Genomic DNA, 15,899 nt, shown 5'->3' on the forward strand with positions numbered 1-15,899 from the left:
TCGTCTTTTCGACCGGGGCCGGATCATCCCCGCATACGCGGGGAGCACTTGGGCCCGGCGCACGAGCGCGGGGTCAAGCCAGGATCATCCCCGCATACGCGGGGAGCACGTCCTCAGACTTATGTAAGATATGAGGTATACGGGATCATCCCCGCATACGCGGGGAGCACTCGAAGAGTGATAGGCACTCTACCAAAACCGGCGGATCATCCCCGCATACGCGGGGAGCACTTTCGGTCAGGGCTGTAGCCAGTCGCGTGGCTGGGATCATCCCCGCATACGCGGGGAGCACTCCAGGCCGGTTTTGATCGAACTCGTTCCGTGGGGATCATCCCCGCATACGCGGGGAGCACCATGCAAACCGCGGCGGCGTAGGGGACAGGGTAGGATCATCCCCGCATACGCGGGGAGCACGCCAAATATTCTCAAAAGCGACTTGCGGTTTTAGGATCATCCCCGCATACGCGGGGAGCACGCCGGACTCGGCCTGGGCGAGGCGGCGGCACGCGGATCATCCCCGCATACGCGGGGAGCACGTGTGGGTATCGGGGATCTTCTTCCCGACGTCCGGATCATCCCCGCATACGCGGGGAGCACGCTTTACGTGGTGCGATGCCCGAACGGCATTGCGGATCATCCCCGCATACGCGGGGAGCACGTCCCGGTAGATCTCGCGGATCTGCTGGACCCAGGATCATCCCCGCATACGCGGGGAGCACTGTGGCCGGGTGCTTTGCGGCGAAGGTGGAGAGGGATCATCCCCGCATACGCGGGGAGCACGTCCCGGTAGATCTCGCGGATCTGCTGGACCCAGGATCATCCCCGCATACGCGGGGAGCACACCCCGGTAATGGTCTATCCTCATTCGCAGAACGGATCATCCCCGCATACGCGGGGAGCACCCTGATGCTCGAGTTCAGGACGCGACGAATGTGGGATCATCCCCGCATACGCGGGGAGCACGGTCCGATGTCCAGCCTAGTAGGCCAGCGACTGGGATCATCCCCGCATACGCGGGGAGCACGAGGCGCGTCCGGGGCGCGGATCGTTCGTGGAGGGATCATCCCCGCATACGCGGGGAGCACGCTCGGCCTGAGCGAGCTCGGCGTCACTGGCGGGGATCATCCCCGCATACGCGGGGAGCACTCGTCGCGGAGATCGGTGATGCGGCCGATCGGCGGATCATCCCCGCATACGCGGGGAGCACGTGGTGGTGTCCGGGCGGAGGAATCCGTCCACAGGATCATCCCCGCATACGCGGGGAGCACGGAGATGCGGGCGTCGATCATGAGGGCGCCGTCGGATCATCCCCGCATACGCGGGGAGCACCATTTCTTCGATAGCGGTGTTGGTGTTGGAGCGGGATCATCCCCGCATACGCGGGGAGCACGTGACGTCACGGAAGGCCATTCCGTCCGGGGCGGGATCATCCCCGCATACGCGGGGAGCACGGCGTCTCCAACGGAGAGCTCCTGCAGGTCGCCAGGATCATCCCCGCATACGCGGGGAGCACCGCCCCCGATTTGGTTCGCGACCCGGAGAGCCCGGATCATCCCCGCATACGCGGGGAGCACCAATTTGACCTCGCTCGTGATGCGGAGCTGCTGGGATCATCCCCGCATACGCGGGGAGCACCGGCCTGTGCAATCTCGGCCCCGAGGCGGTGCCGGATCATCCCCGCATACGCGGGGAGCACCCTCCTCAGGAGCCGGCGTCTCGTCCGGCTCGGGGATCATCCCCGCATACGCGGGGAGCACCCTCTTCGAGGATGAACTCATCGAAGACGAGCGGGATCATCCCCGCATACGCGGGGAGCACCCTGCGTCGGCCCTGAGGGGGCCGGGGCGCCGGGGGATCATCCCCGCATACGCGGGGAGCACCACTTGCAAACCTGGAAAGGGTGGAGCGGAAACGGATCATCCCCGCATACGCGGGGAGCACCGCTTGAAACGCGCGAGCGGGTTGGTCCACGAGGGATCATCCCCGCATACGCGGGGAGCACCGCGGCGGCGCGAGTGGCACTGACGACATTCCGGGATCATCCCCGCATACGCGGGGAGCACGGCGCAAATACCAGCAAGACAAGGCGTGGCGCAGGGATCATCCCCGCATACGCGGGGAGCACCTCTAGATCCTCCGCCATCTGCTTTTGCTGCACGGATCATCCCCGCATACGCGGGGAGCACTGAGGGCGGTGCACCTGCCGACAAGAGCACCGGGGATCATCCCCGCATACGCGGGGAGCACCTGCGTCGGCCCTGAGGGGGCCGGGGCGCCGGGGGATCATCCCCGCATACGCGGGGAGCACGTCCAATTCTACGGCACCCAGAAGGGGGATGTCAGGATCATCCCCGCATACGCGGGGAGCACATCACTCGCGCGGGGCGGCTTCGGCCGCCCCGCGGATCATCCCCGCATACGCGGGGAGCACGACCGCTACGGCGTAACGTGCCCCCTCGCCCTCGGATCATCCCCGCATACGCGGGGAGCACTTCGCGATCGCGCGATTCGCCGCCACTCATCAAGGATCATCCCCGCATACGCGGGGAGCACAAACGCGCCTTCAAGAACGCTAGGATCGTCATCGGATCATCCCCGCATACGCGGGGAGCACGTTCTCACCCATTTGGACGCGCGAGAAGTCCAGGGATCATCCCCGCATACGCGGGGAGCACGGATCCTCATCCTGGACCGACGCCACCCGAACCGGATCATCCCCGCATACGCGGGGAGCACCGAGTGGCGCCGGCTGGTGGCCGAGCGATGCGCGGATCATCCCCGCATACGCGGGGAGCACCGCAGCGCTGGCGTCTCAGGCGCACTCGATTGCGGATCATCCCCGCATACGCGGGGAGCACGCTACCGCGAGATAGGCTTCGAGACGATCGACAGGATCATCCCCGCATACGCGGGGAGCACACGATGGGCAGCAACATGTTGCCGAGCTTGGCCGGATCATCCCCGCATACGCGGGGAGCACGCCGCCACCAAGGATCCCGGCGCCCGGATGGCGGGATCATCCCCGCATACGCGGGGAGCACGTCGGCGCCATCCACCTCCACCGGATGCTGGCTGGATCATCCCCGCATACGCGGGGAGCACTTCCTTGGGTTGTTCGGGTAGCGGGTTGAGGCCGGATCATCCCCGCATACGCGGGGAGCACGTCTCGCCGTCGTCCCGGATGGCGACGGCCCGCGGATCATCCCCGCATACGCGGGGAGCACCGGCGACCGCGACATCTACAATCGTCCGCTCTCGGATCATCCCCGCATACGCGGGGAGCACAGACTCCAAAGAATGCCCGTCCGCCCCGATCAGGGATCATCCCCGCATACGCGGGGAGCACCGCATGCTGTGGGCGGTGACGAGGTAGGCGATGGGATCATCCCCGCATACGCGGGGAGCACTGCGGGCGTTCTCATTTCAGGAGTCCTATTCTCGGATCATCCCCGCATACGCGGGGAGCACCTGTAGCGGGCGACGGCGGCGTCTTTCTTGCGCGGATCATCCCCGCATACGCGGGGAGCACGAGAGAGAGTCTCCCTTATGGAGACTCTCTCCCGGATCATCCCCGCATACGCGGGGAGCACTCCGGGAACGACGTCCGCGAACTCGAACCTCGCGGATCATCCCCGCATACGCGGGGAGCACGCCTTCCGTGTACTCGGCGACCGTCAGACTGTCGGATCATCCCCGCATACGCGGGGAGCACCCGAGCAACCCTCTACGAAGTCTCCGTGGTACCGGATCATCCCCGCATACGCGGGGAGCACGCCGACGGCGCCCTCACCCAAATGTCGATCGGGGGATCATCCCCGCATACGCGGGGAGCACGCCTCCCCGTCGTCCCGCACGACGATCGCCCGCGGATCATCCCCGCATACGCGGGGAGCACAAGGATCCCAGGTCCCGTGTGGCGTTCTTCGAGGGATCATCCCCGCATACGCGGGGAGCACGCCAAGCAGGCCCTCAATACGGTCTACGGCAAAGGATCATCCCCGCATACGCGGGGAGCACTTTCCTCGGGGGCCGGCGCTTCGTCCGGCTCGGGGATCATCCCCGCATACGCGGGGAGCACTGCGTGCGGGTATCGGTGCCGCGCACCGTCCAGGGATCATCCCCGCATACGCGGGGAGCACAAAATCGCCCAGAAAGGCAAAGGGATGGCCGCCGGATCATCCCCGCATACGCGGGGAGCACGTCCTCCGCGATGATGTCTTCGAGGGTCAGGGAGGATCATCCCCGCATACGCGGGGAGCACTCGACCGCTACGGGACGGTCTGCCCGGTCGCGCGGATCATCCCCGCATACGCGGGGAGCACCCCCTGGACCTCTTTCGCACCCTCGCCGTACGCGGATCATCCCCGCATACGCGGGGAGCACGCCCTCGGGAGTCATCGTCTTGTTGGCGGCGTCCGGATCATCCCCGCATACGCGGGGAGCACACGTCGGTGACCAGTCGCCGCAGCTGCGCCTGGGGATCATCCCCGCATACGCGGGGAGCACACGTGGATCACCCTACCATATCTGCAGGACGGGGGATCATCCCCGCATACGCGGGGAGCACAACCACGGCCTTCTAGGCCAGTGTCCGCAAGGAGGATCATCCCCGCATACGCGGGGAGCACACTTGGAAATCCCTGCAATACCAAGGATCGCCGCCGTGATTATACCAGTTTTCCTTTACCCGTCACCCACCCCTCAGGAGGAGGCGGATCGTAGTATGGTTTTGCTAACATTGTCCTGAAAGGGGTACGGAGATGCTGTCCACTGGTTCACGCCGAGCATGGGCCAAATCGGGGTACGACCCGGAGCGGCGATGTTGGTCGCCGCTCTGGCTTCATCTTTTGGACACGGCAGGCGTCGCTCGGCTTTTGGCGAGGAATTGGCTTACGCCGACGATTTCGAATCTGATTCAAGTCGAGTTCGCCGAATCCGAATCTGGATTAAATCCAGAAGATGAGTTCGCCTTGCTCGCGTCTTGGATCGCGGGCGCTCATGACATAGGCAAAGCCACTCCCGCTTTCAGTTCCCAGGTCCCCTATTTGGACGATCGCATGCGCGAAGGCGGCCTTGATCATACTCCCATTGATCCTGAAGAACGCCGCAGAGTCCCTCACGCGCTTGCTGGCCAGTTGGTTCTTGAACGATGGCTTAAGGAACTGGGCTGGGGTATCTCGACGGCGCGGGCTTTGGCGTCGATAGTCGGCGCTCACCATGGAATCCCGGCGCTGGAAGGCCATCTAAATGATGCTCGGGGCCGTGAACCTCTACTAGGAGACTATGCGTGGCAAACTGTTCACGCTGAACTTCTCGATCTCGTGGCAGAACGTACCGGCGCTAAGGACAATTTGCAATTTTGGGCGCATAAATCAGAGTCCAAGTCGTGGTCTCAACCTTTTTTAGTTGAATTATCAGGTCTGGTTATTCTAGCTGATTGGCTGGCGTCCTCTGAAACATATTTTCCTCTTCTATCCATTGACGATGACGGCATGTCTCTTTTCGATTGCGACGTGCATGAAAGGCGCGTCGAAACGGGCTGGTCCCGCGTGGAGTTGCCTTCCCCATGGCATCCCCGCGATGGCGGAGAAAGCGCCGACTTCCTGTTGAACGCTCGATTCGACCTGCCTGACGGCACTTCGGCGACGGCTGCTCAGCGCACTGCCGTCAAGAGAGCCAGGGACATGAGTTTGCCTGGGATGCTCATCGTCCAAGAGACCACTGGATCGGGCAAAACCGAGGCCGCGCTTATGGCCGCCGAGATCATGGCGGCGCGTACCGGACGGTCTGGAGTTCTGTTCGCGCTGCCGACTCAGGCGACCACGGACGCTATGTTCTCTCGTGAATTGGATTGGTTGGGCAAAATCGAATCTTCCTATCGTGCGGATGGGGCTGCCTCGACTTTCGCAATCCAGCTCCAGCATGGCCGGGCTCGTCTGAACAAAGAAGCGGGTAGCTTGCGAAAGAGGGGGTACGAGATACGAGACCGGCTCCTCGGCAGTTTGGGAGAAGCTCAAGAAGACCCGGAGAAACACAGGCCGTCGCGTCCATATGACATAGGGCGGGATGAAGATAATTTACAAACCGCTAAACAACATCATGAGTCCGTAAAAAATGATGATAGAGCGCAGAGAGATCTTGCGATCATGACATGGTTCACAGGCCGCAAGAAGTCCATGCTATCCGATTTCGTTGTGACTACCGTCGACCACGTTCTTTTCTCATCCATGCGCGCTCCACATCTTGCCTTGCGGCATCTCGGTCTCAGCAGAAAGATAGTAATCGTTGACGAAGTGCACTCTTATTCCACCTACATGAACAACTATCTGGAACGCGCTCTCACCTGGTTGGCATCCTACGGGGTGCCGGTGATTTTACTTTCCGCAACGCTCTCGGAAGCGCGTTGCGCGAGCTTTGCCGACGCCTACCGTCGCGGCTTGCGGCTCATGGCCGGAGAGAAAGTGCCGAAGAAGCCGTCACCGAATGTTGCCAGCATGCCCTTCCCCTCCCTGGCCGCTGTCGGCCGGGATGGTATGGACGTGACGCCCGTTGAGGCGACCGGTCGCAGCAGCCGTGTACGCATTGAGCGTCTGGCCAAAGACGACAGTCTCACGGCGCTTTTGGGCAATGCTCTGGTCAACGGCGGTTGCGCCCTCGTCGTGCGGAACACTGTGCGCCGGGCACAAGAAACCTACGAGCAGTTGCGGGAGGCCTTCGGCGAGGACGTGAGTCTCAACCACGCCCGTTTCACCATTTCCGATCGCCTCGCCAGGGACGCCGATCTTCTTCGCCGTTTCGGATCGCCGCGCCGGCGGCCGGAGCGTCCTCATCGGGCGATCGTCGTGGCCACTCAAGTGGTCGAGCAGTCCCTCGACGTCGACTTCGACCTGCTCATCACCGACCTCGCTCCCATCGACTTGATCCTCCAGCGGATGGGACGCCTGCACCGTCATCGACGAACCCGGCCGAAAGCCTTAAGCGCTCCTGTGTGCTATGTCGATTGGCTGCCGAGCGCTTCGAACCCCGATCCCCGAGTGGAGCCCGGGTCCGAGATGATCTATGGAGAACACGATATGCTCCTCACCGCTGCGGCCTTGAACAGAGTGCTTGCGGACGACGCCTTGGTCACGGTCCCCGACGACGTCCGCGACCTTGTCGAAGCAGTGTACGGTGCGGGATCTGAAGCCCCCGCATCGTGGGCCGAGGCCCTCGAACGAGCACGGGGCAAGGCGTGTAAAAAGCAGAAGGACAGCACGAAGGCATCGAGGGGTTTTCTATTGAATGAGCCTGCCATGCGAGGGAAGACCGCATCGCTTGTCGGCTGGCTTGAAACGATCGCCGATGACTCCGAAGAAGGCAAGGCCCAAGTCCGCGACGGCGAGGATTCCTTGGAAGTCATCCTCCTTGAGCGACGTGATGAAGGAGGGCAGGAGGAATTGCGCACTCTTTCCACTGCACCAGGAGCTTCTTCTTCGGTTATACCCGTCGATCGGGTACCCGATCGGAATGTTGTGCGTGCGATGGCGATGTCTGAGGTCAGGCTTCCTCCCCGATTCACGAACTCAAGTATGATTGATAGAGTTCTCGACGAACTCGAAGAGAGTTGTTTCGTTCCCGCCTGGCAGGCCTGCCCTGATCTGCGCGGCCGACTCTTCCTTCCACTCACCGACGGACGCGCTCAACTGGCCGGCGTAACCGTTGAGTACACTTCTACAACCGGCCTTATGGAAGTAAATGAAAATGACACAGAGCTTCAATCTGCTTGACGAGCCCTGGATTCGCGTGACCTGGCTCGATGGGGAACCCGGTGAAGTCTCTCTCCTGACCGCATTTCGAGACGCCGTCCGAATCTCGGGAATTCACGGCGAAATCGCGAGTCAGGATATGGCGCTCCTACGGCTTCTGCTAGCCATTGCACACCGAGCCACCGGTGGTCCTGAAGACCTGGACGACTGGAGGGCCTACTGGGCGAATCCAGAGAAGCTCAGAGCCGATGCCGGCGACTACCTCGAACGATATCGCGATCGTTTCGATCTGCGCGATCCTGAGGCACCCTTCTTTCAAGTTGCCGGAATCCACGCCAAATCGGGAAAGATCTCGGACCTAGAGTCACTGATCGCGGACGTTCCCAACGGAGAGCCTTTCTTCACGACGCGGATCGGCCCCGGGCTCGACCGCATGGGGTGGGCGGAGGCCGCCCGCTGGCTCGTTCATGTGCACGCCTTCGACCCCTCGGGAATTCGATCGGGCGCGGTCGGCGACCCCAGGGTCAAAGGCGGAAAAGTATACCCCATCGGTCCGGGGTGGACCGGCCAGATCGGCGTCGTGGCCGTCGAAGGGAGGAATCTGGCTGAGACGATCCTGCTCAATACGGTAGTCACCGAGAGCCTTGCCGACCTTGCCGAAGTCGAACACGAAGCCGACCTACCGCCATGGGAGAAGAAGCCCGATGGCCCGGCGGGTTCCATGGACCTCGAACCGATCGGACCCGTCTCATGCTACACGTGGCAGACTCGCCGCGCCTTGCTTCACGGAGACGAAAAGGGCGTTACGGGGCTGTTCCTCGGCAATGGCGACAAAGCGACGCCGCGGAATCGCTATCTCGTGGAGCCCATGAGTGCATGGCGTTATTCGGAGCCTCAAACTAAAAAATTCAAAGAGATCGTTTTCATGCCGCGTAAACATGACAAAGATCGTGCCATGTGGAGGGGGTTATCCAGCCTCATCCCTCAACTCATTCCGAAGTTAAAGATCAAGGGCAAAGGAGAATTTACCCGATATAGAATTCCAGGAGTCATTTCTTTTTACGAAAAGCTTCTCGCACAAGAGATCGTCTCCCACCGAGGTGTCATTCCGGTTCATGCCGTCGGCATCGAGTACGGGGCTCAAGAGGCAGTGGTCAGCGAGCATTTCGACGATGTCCTCAACCTTCCAGCTGGTTTGTTGGCGCCGGACAATAAGCGGCTTGTGACGCTTGTCCGTGATGCGATGGAGAAGACGGAGGAAGTCGCCAAAGTGGTGCGGCAACTGGGCGGTGACCTCATTCGCGCCCGAGGGGGCGATCCCGATGACGTGTCCTCCGCCAGGGAGAAAGCCGGAGTCGCCTTCTATTTGGCCATCGACGAGGGGTTCCCTCGGTGGTTGGCCTCCTTGGACGGCATTGAGCCCGAGGCGGCCCGAGACGACTGGCGGAACCGGCTTCGAAGTGAGGCGCGCAGGCAGAAGGAAAATCTGGTGGATTCGGCTCCGCCGGCAGCTTATGCCGGACGCGGTGAAGGGAGGAGCCGCATCGATGTCGGCCTCGCGATGAAATGGTTCGACACCGCCCTAAGCAGAGCCCTTCCTATATCTATCATTTCCCAACAAGCGAAAGAGAAAGATCAATAGTGACCACAGTTAATGAAATAATAAAAGATGAAAAGCCTTTACGTAAAAGAAAACGACGTAATCTAAGTCCGATCGGACAGAAGATCGATTGTAAGATTTCATGTTTGCAGAAAGGATATCTGTCCGAGGATTCTCGGAAACAGGCTCGGGCGCGGGCGGACTTGGCCAACCTGCGCCGCGGCCTCACCGCAGGGCCCGGCGAGCGTGTGGAGATCTGGCATCTCACTCAGGTGGACGTTTCCGACAATGCGCCGGACGAGCCCACACGTGAGGAATTCGCAGTCCACGTCTCCATGACTCTCTATGCGGCCCATCAGCAATCTCGAACCAAGCCTATGCATCGACCGGCGGAAGGACTCGGGCATGCGGCTCACAGCGTTGTAGGATACGGTGACGATGAAAACCCATCGGCTCGTGCCCGTTTCGATGCTCTGGTAATGTCCTCGACTCCGAGGGAATTGCGTCGTCATCTTCGATCGTTCGTTTCGCTGTTGCGCGCCAAGGAAATACCCTTGGACTATGGCATGCTGGTTGACGACATCGTTTGCTTCCAGCGTCCTGGAGGGGCGAAGGCGGTGCGACGGCATTGGTCACGCCAGTACTACGATTTTTCTTCGACAGATGGCGAGTCCAGCGAGACCGATTCCACAGCAGAAGACATCTGCTCGGAAAACTCACTACACAACAGTTTGAGAAATACAAAGGAATAAAATAATGAATACATATGTTGACATTCACATTGTTCAAGATCTTCCGCCCAGCTGTGTCAACAGAGATGATTCCGGCTCCCCTAAGTCGGCCATCTACGGAGGTGTACAGCGTTTACGCATATCCAGCCAATCATGGAAGCGTGCGACCCGTCATGACTTCACCGATTATTTGGATGCCTCCGAGCTGGGCACACGCACCAAGCGGGTGGTCGAGGTCCTCGCGAAAGAGATCGCCAGGCAGGCAGAAGACCTCTCCGACCAGGCTCAGAGCTTGGCGGAGCAAGTCTTCCAAGCCGCCAAGATCAAGCTCGTCGATTCACGGGCGAAGAATGGGGAAGAGTCCCTTAAGTCTCAGGAATCCGGTTATCTGATCTTCCTCTCGCACAGGCAGATCGCCATGCTCGCGGAATTGGCCATAGCCAGTGACCGTTCGGGCAAGGCGCTCGACAAGAAAGCCGTCAAGGCGATTTTCAAGTCCGGCAATTCCATCGACGTCGCCCTCTTCGGCAGGATGGTCGCCGACGACGCCGATCTCAACGTCGATGCCGCATGCCAGGTCGCCCACGCCATCTCCACCCACGCCGCCGAAAACGAATTCGATTTCTACACCGCCGTGGATGACGAGAAAGCCCGATCCGAGGAGAAGGAAGACGCAGGGGCGGGAATGATGGGCACCGTTGAATTCTCATCGGCGACGATTTATCGATACGCAACGATAAATATAGGTATGCTTTTGGAGAATTTAGGAAATAATGAGGCGACGTTGCGTGCTTTGACTGCTTTTATTAAAAGTTTCATTAGATCTATGCCGACAGGCAAGCAGAATACATTCGCCAACCGCACGCTGCCAGACACCGTCGTCATTCACATCCGTGAGGATCAACCGGTCTCGTTCGTCGGCGCTTTCGAGAAGCCCATTGCCCAAGATCTCACTGAAGGCTATGTCACGCGGTCGGTTAGACAGCTGGCCGACCACGAGAGAAAGCTCGAAGAGACATATGGATTCAAGCCTCTGCACGGATTCGCTGTGAGCATGGAGAGCCCCGAAGCCGTCGAATCGCTAGGCGAACGCATCTCCTTCGCCGATTTGGACGGCAGAGTGCGCGAGGTCGTCGCCCGCCGCTTGCCCGGCGCGGAGTCCGAGTGATGACCGTCCTGCTTCTGCGCCTGGCAGGTCCCCTGCAGGCCTGGGGCGTCAAATCGAAATTCTCCATTCGCGCTACCGAATTGGCGCCGACCAAGAGCGGCATCCTCGGAATGCTGGCGGCGGCTGTCGGCCGACGCCGAACCGACCCCGTCGAGGACTTGCTGACTCTGCGTTTCGGAGTGCGCAAAGACCAGCCGGGTACGGTCATCCGCGATTTCCACACTGCTCATACGCTGGACGGGAAGAAGTCGATGCCGCTGTCTGACCGGTACTACCTGTCCGACGCCGTCTTCTTGGCCGGAATCGCAGGGGAGAGATCGATGCTCGAGACGCTCGATCGAGCGGTGCGCTATCCGGCGTTTCCGCTTTATCTCGGACGGCGATCGTGTCCGCCTGCGCTTCCGGTGTCTCTGGGATTGCGTGAGGCACCGTTGCTTGAGGCCCTGAAAGAGGAGCCTTGGCTGGCTTCGGAGCGGTTTCAACGTCGTAACGGCTGGGATTTCCATGCGGAGATCCTCATCGACAAGGAAGCCGTGCGGGACGGAGAGCATTCCGATGACGTGCGCGGAAGCCGGGACGTGCCCCTTTCCTTCGACCCTCGACATCGCGAGTACTCCTTCCGCGACATCGAACGTCATAGGATTTGCCTGGGCGGTATGCGCGGGGTCGATCACCACGATCCGATGGCCGAACTGGAAGATTGACGAGGTGACCGATGCACTTGACGAAAATCGAACTCGACCTGCACAGAAGATTTGCTCGAAAACTCCTGAGCTCGCCCCAGGTTATGCACGCTGTCGTGATGAAAGCGTGCCAGCCCGGCGGCGAATCGGGGCAGTCAGATGCCACTGACGGCTTTCCCCCTGGGCGCGTGCTGTGGCGCGTGGATTCGGGGAGCTTTGGCGTGTCCCTGTACATCCTCTCCCCAAGCCCCCCGGAACTGACACAGCTGGAATCCGAGGCAGGCCTCAGCGACACGGCCCGCACATTGGACTATGAGGGGTTCCTCGACAAGCTGTCGAACGGCCAGCACTGGGCATTCCGTTTGTCGGCCAATCCCATTCACTCGGTTCCTGGTAAGCCCGGTACTCGCGGTAAAAGATACGGACACGTCACTGTCGAGCACCAAAGGAAGTGGCTTCTTGAGAGGACCGGCAAATACGGGTTCTCGATTGCGGGCGCCGATGCCGAGCGTGACGGGACGGCAGAAGACTCCGATGGCTCTTCCCCGCTGGACGCTTCCTCTGTGCTGATCGTCCGAAGGGACAGACCCGTCTTCTATCGCAACCGTCGCGATGGGCAGCGTCGGGACAGAGTGACCATCAGCCGAGTCGTATACGAAGGCGTGCTCCGTATCGACGACGCCGAGCCGTTCAAGAGAATGCTCGTCGGCGGACTGGGGCCCTCGAAAGCGTATGGCTGTGGTCTCATGACCCTGGCCCGGCCCAAGCGATCCTGAAGGTGCGTAACTTCGATGGCGCGCCTGCTTCCCGTCCCTGTGACTGCGCTTCCCAGAGCCGCGGACCGTATGTCCTTCCTGTACCTCGAGCACTGCGTCGTCCATCGCGAGGACGGTGCGTTGACGGCGCGCAACGAACAGGGGATGATGCGCGTTCCCGCGGCGTCCCTGCTCGCTGTCTTCTTAGGGCCGGGGACGTCCATAAGCCACCAGGCTATGATGCTGCTCGGAGAGTGCGGCACCACCGCTGTGTGGGTGGGCGAACGCGGGGTGCGCTACTACGCCCATGGACGCTCTCTGGCCACGTCGACCCGGCTGCTGGTCGAACAAGCCGCTCGTGTCTCTTCGCCCCAGAAGCGTTTGGGTGTGGCACGCCAAATGTACCTCATGCGTTTCGCGGGCGAGGACGTGACCGGACTCACCATGCAGCAACTGCGTGGCAGAGAGGGCGCGAGAGTCCGAGCCGTATACCGTGAGAATTCCCGCCGTACCGGAGTGCCATGGCAGAGGCGCGAATACCAGCCGGACGACTTCGACTCGTCAGATCCCGTCAACCAGGCTCTGTCCGCCGCGCACGCCGCGCTGTATGGCGTCGTTCACGCCGTCATCGTCTCACTGGGGTGCTCGCCGGGGCTGGGTTTCGTCCACACCGGCCATGAGAGGTCTTTCGTCTACGACATGGCCGATCTGTACAAAGCCGATGTGACCATACCCGTGGCCTTCGACGTGATCAGTGAGGGCATGGAGGACATAACCGGGACGACGCGACGGCGCGTCCGCGACAGGGTGTTCGAATTCAAAGTCATCGAACGCTGCGTGCGCGACATCCAAAGACTCCTGGAAGTCGATGAGTCGGAGGACCTGAGCGTCAACGTCGTCTCTCTGTGGGACTATCAACGCAAGATCGTCGCTGGAGGGACCAATCACGCCTTCGCCATGGAGGCCTCCGAGGGAGGGGATCCCCCATGGTAGTCATCGTCCTGTCGGCGGCACCCGCAGGACTGCGCGGGGCCCTCACACGATGGATGCTCGAGGTGTCCGCAGGGGTGTACGTCGGGCACCTTTCCACGCGGGTGCGAGAGCAGGTCTGGGAATTGATCCAGGCCAACATCGGGCAGGGAAGGGCGTTGCTCGTTTACCCGGTCAAGTCCGAACAGAGATTCGCAATCCTGTCTCTCGGCCATGAACGCATTCCTGTCGATGTCGAAGGGCTTTTGGTCATGCAGGCTCCATCTGTTCCCTCCGCAGGAGTGGAAAGGCTTCCCGGAGCGGTGTCGCCTCCGAAGGAATCCTGGTCGATCGCCGCTCGCCGGCGCCGTTATCGTAACTCCGCTGAGAGGGCGCTCCGGCGAGACTGACCTCCGGGGACGAGACAGACAGCCGTGAACGATGGTCGGCCGATCCGAGGCTTGATCTCCGGGCCTGAGACGGACACAGGACCATCGCATTCACACTCCCGACCTTGGATTGTCGACGTAGGACGGGCACCGGTTCCCCTGTGGACCATTACCCGTCATCCGATGGTTAATTTTCCGTCGAGCCGGTGTCAGAATTGGACCAGCAAATCGGATCACAGTACATATAGCGAACGCGAAGGAGAATCGAGACATGCCCCAACGTTCCGATGTGTCCCGTCATCGGGACAGCTCTGCAGGGATTTGGTCGGATGAAACCGCTTATTGGCGAGGAATGACGTACAGTCCCTCTTCCTCCGAAGGAGGTGGGGATTCGCGGCGAGCCGATGCCGTCCATGAGAGGGCTTCCAAACCGGAGCCTCGGGAGTCTCGGCTTTCGCCGTCCGCCGGTTCTCGGGACGATGCCAGGATTGCCGCCTCCTGGTATTCAGGGGCATCGACGTATCGCGCTGCCAACGCATGCCCCGCTCCAGCCAGGCCTATCGACACCGTGTCGGCCGGTTATCCTGCATCACGGCAGTCTGAATATGATATACGGCATACTTCTCGACGTCGCTCTCACGCGAGTGGTCAGCGCATAGCGCAGGTCTCCACGCATCCGCGTACCCTTTGGCCGGCGCGAAGACGCGAGTTCCTCATGAGGCCGGGCGGAATCCTTATGCTGGCCACGGCAATCGCCTCAACTCTGGCCTTAGGATGGCTGGCCATCTTCCTCGGGCAGTCCTGAGCCGATCTCTTCTTCTCACTCCTCGCCGGTGGATCTACTGCGGAGCGGTGTTGTATTTGTGGCAAGGCGGTTGTGCAGAGATAGAATGCCAGTGCTGTCGCAACATGCACTATACTGTAAGGAGAGTTGCACATGGTCAGGCGCTTCAATCCGCCGCCCAATTGGCCGGCTCCGCCCGAAGGATGGGTTCCCGACCCGTCGTGGCGACCGGACCCCGCCTGGGGGCCGGCTCCGGAGGGATGGAATTTCTGGCTTGACGATGAGGATGAGCGGCATTTGCAGGCTGCCGAGTCCGGAAATGCCGCATCGTCCGACGAGACGGTCTTCTCCGCCTCGAGAGCAGCCGAAGTCTTCTCGTCCTACTCGGCCTATTTCAATGAACAGCCGCCCGACGGGCTGTCAGACGCCGGGCATGGTCAGTCGTGGAATGCCGGTAGTCCGGGAGGGTATCCGGTCGGCGACGTTCCCGGTCCGATCGGCGCGAATCCAAGGCCTGTTGGAGAAACCGGTACTCTCGGACCAGCGATTGACGGCACTGCACCGTCGGCCCCCTCGGCGGCGATGCCGCAGTACCAGGCCATGCCCCAATACCAGGCTATGCCGGCGTCGGCCGCTCTTCCGCCGGTGCTCGGCGGGCAACCCTTCGCGGATGCGGGATCGGGGCAGTCGGATCAGAGGCCTAAGAAAAAGGGCTTCTTTACAAGGCCGATAGGCGTGATCCTCATCCTTCTCATCGTCATAGGGCTTATTGTCGGGGGATTTTTCGCGGTCAAGAGTCTTTTGGACGATAAGAACGATGAGTCCCTGGGAATGAATATCACTCATGAAATGAAATATGTGGAATACTATATTGACTAACGCAGTTCAATTTTATTGAAAGGATTTATTTTATATTGTACATTACATTTAAATGGTTAAAGTCGATTCGCGATACTGTATTTAAATATTTAATAGTATAACACGACAAAACGCTTAGTATGTATTGAATAATCTTTTCGTTTTCTTTTGCGTTCGACGAAAATGACCAAATGCCGAGACGACAGTCACGGGTTTC

9 protein-coding genes and 1 CRISPR repeat array (1 of these 10 running past the window's edge) are annotated in these 15,899 nt (G+C 60.7%); all 9 genes read left to right on the top strand.

Annotated features, from left to right (window positions below; genetic code table 11):
- Positions 1-4,628: direct repeats of the CRISPR family, unit length 28 nt; unit sequence GGATCATCCCCGCATACGCGGGGAGCAC (it extends 3,765 nt beyond the left edge of the window).
- A 132-nt stretch (positions 4,629-4,760) separates the two neighbouring features.
- The 9 genes from HMPREF0043_RS10475 (at position 4,761) to HMPREF0043_RS10490 (ending at position 15,703) form a co-directional block, all read left to right on the top strand.
- Positions 4,761-7,766, top strand: a complete 3,006-nt coding sequence (locus HMPREF0043_RS10475; protein WP_084431924.1) for a CRISPR-associated helicase/endonuclease Cas3 — start codon at positions 4,761-4,763, stop codon at positions 7,764-7,766.
- Positions 7,741-9,387, top strand: coding sequence for a type I-E CRISPR-associated protein Cse1/CasA (casA, locus tag HMPREF0043_RS00750; protein ID WP_051317367.1), 1,647 nt, complete (start codon positions 7,741-7,743; stop codon positions 9,385-9,387). Before HMPREF0043_RS10475 ends, casA begins: the two co-directional genes overlap by 26 nt.
- Positions 9,387-10,097, top strand: a complete 711-nt coding sequence (gene casB, locus HMPREF0043_RS10480) for a type I-E CRISPR-associated protein Cse2/CasB (protein ID WP_232205967.1) — start codon at positions 9,387-9,389, stop codon at positions 10,095-10,097. Before casA ends, casB begins: the two co-directional genes overlap by 1 nt.
- Positions 10,098-10,101: 4 nt before the next feature.
- Positions 10,102-11,244 carry a type I-E CRISPR-associated protein Cas7/Cse4/CasC gene (gene cas7e, locus HMPREF0043_RS00760; protein ID WP_040317516.1) on the top strand — a complete coding sequence of 381 codons (1,143 nt, stop codon included), beginning with the start codon at positions 10,102-10,104 and terminating at the stop codon, positions 11,242-11,244.
- On the top strand, positions 11,244-11,948 hold the full coding sequence (gene cas5e, locus HMPREF0043_RS00765) for a type I-E CRISPR-associated protein Cas5/CasD (RefSeq protein WP_021600849.1): 705 nt from the start codon (positions 11,244-11,246) through the stop codon (positions 11,946-11,948). Before cas7e ends, cas5e begins: the two co-directional genes overlap by 1 nt.
- Before the next feature lie 11 nt (positions 11,949-11,959).
- A complete protein-coding gene (cas6e, locus tag HMPREF0043_RS00770; protein ID WP_021600850.1) occupies positions 11,960-12,703 on the top strand; it encodes a type I-E CRISPR-associated protein Cas6/Cse3/CasE in 744 nt (247 codons plus the stop codon).
- Positions 12,704-12,718: 15 nt separating this feature from the next.
- Positions 12,719-13,675: a type I-E CRISPR-associated endonuclease Cas1e gene (gene cas1e, locus HMPREF0043_RS00775; RefSeq protein WP_040317517.1), complete on the top strand. Its 957-nt coding sequence runs from the start codon at positions 12,719-12,721 to the stop codon at positions 13,673-13,675.
- Entirely contained in the window at positions 13,669-14,061 is a 393-nt protein-coding gene (gene cas2e / locus HMPREF0043_RS10485; protein ID WP_084431929.1) for a type I-E CRISPR-associated endoribonuclease Cas2e, read from the top strand. Before cas1e ends, cas2e begins: the two co-directional genes overlap by 7 nt.
- Positions 14,062-14,977: 916 nt before the next feature.
- Complete coding sequence (locus tag HMPREF0043_RS10490; RefSeq protein ID WP_084431931.1) at positions 14,978-15,703, top strand: hypothetical protein; 726 nt, start codon at positions 14,978-14,980, stop codon at positions 15,701-15,703.
- Positions 15,704-15,899: the final 196 nt, after the last annotated feature.

This window comes from Actinobaculum sp. oral taxon 183 str. F0552, assembly GCF_000466165.1.
In the GTDB taxonomy this organism is placed as follows: Bacteria; Actinomycetota; Actinomycetes; order Actinomycetales; family Actinomycetaceae; genus Peptidiphaga.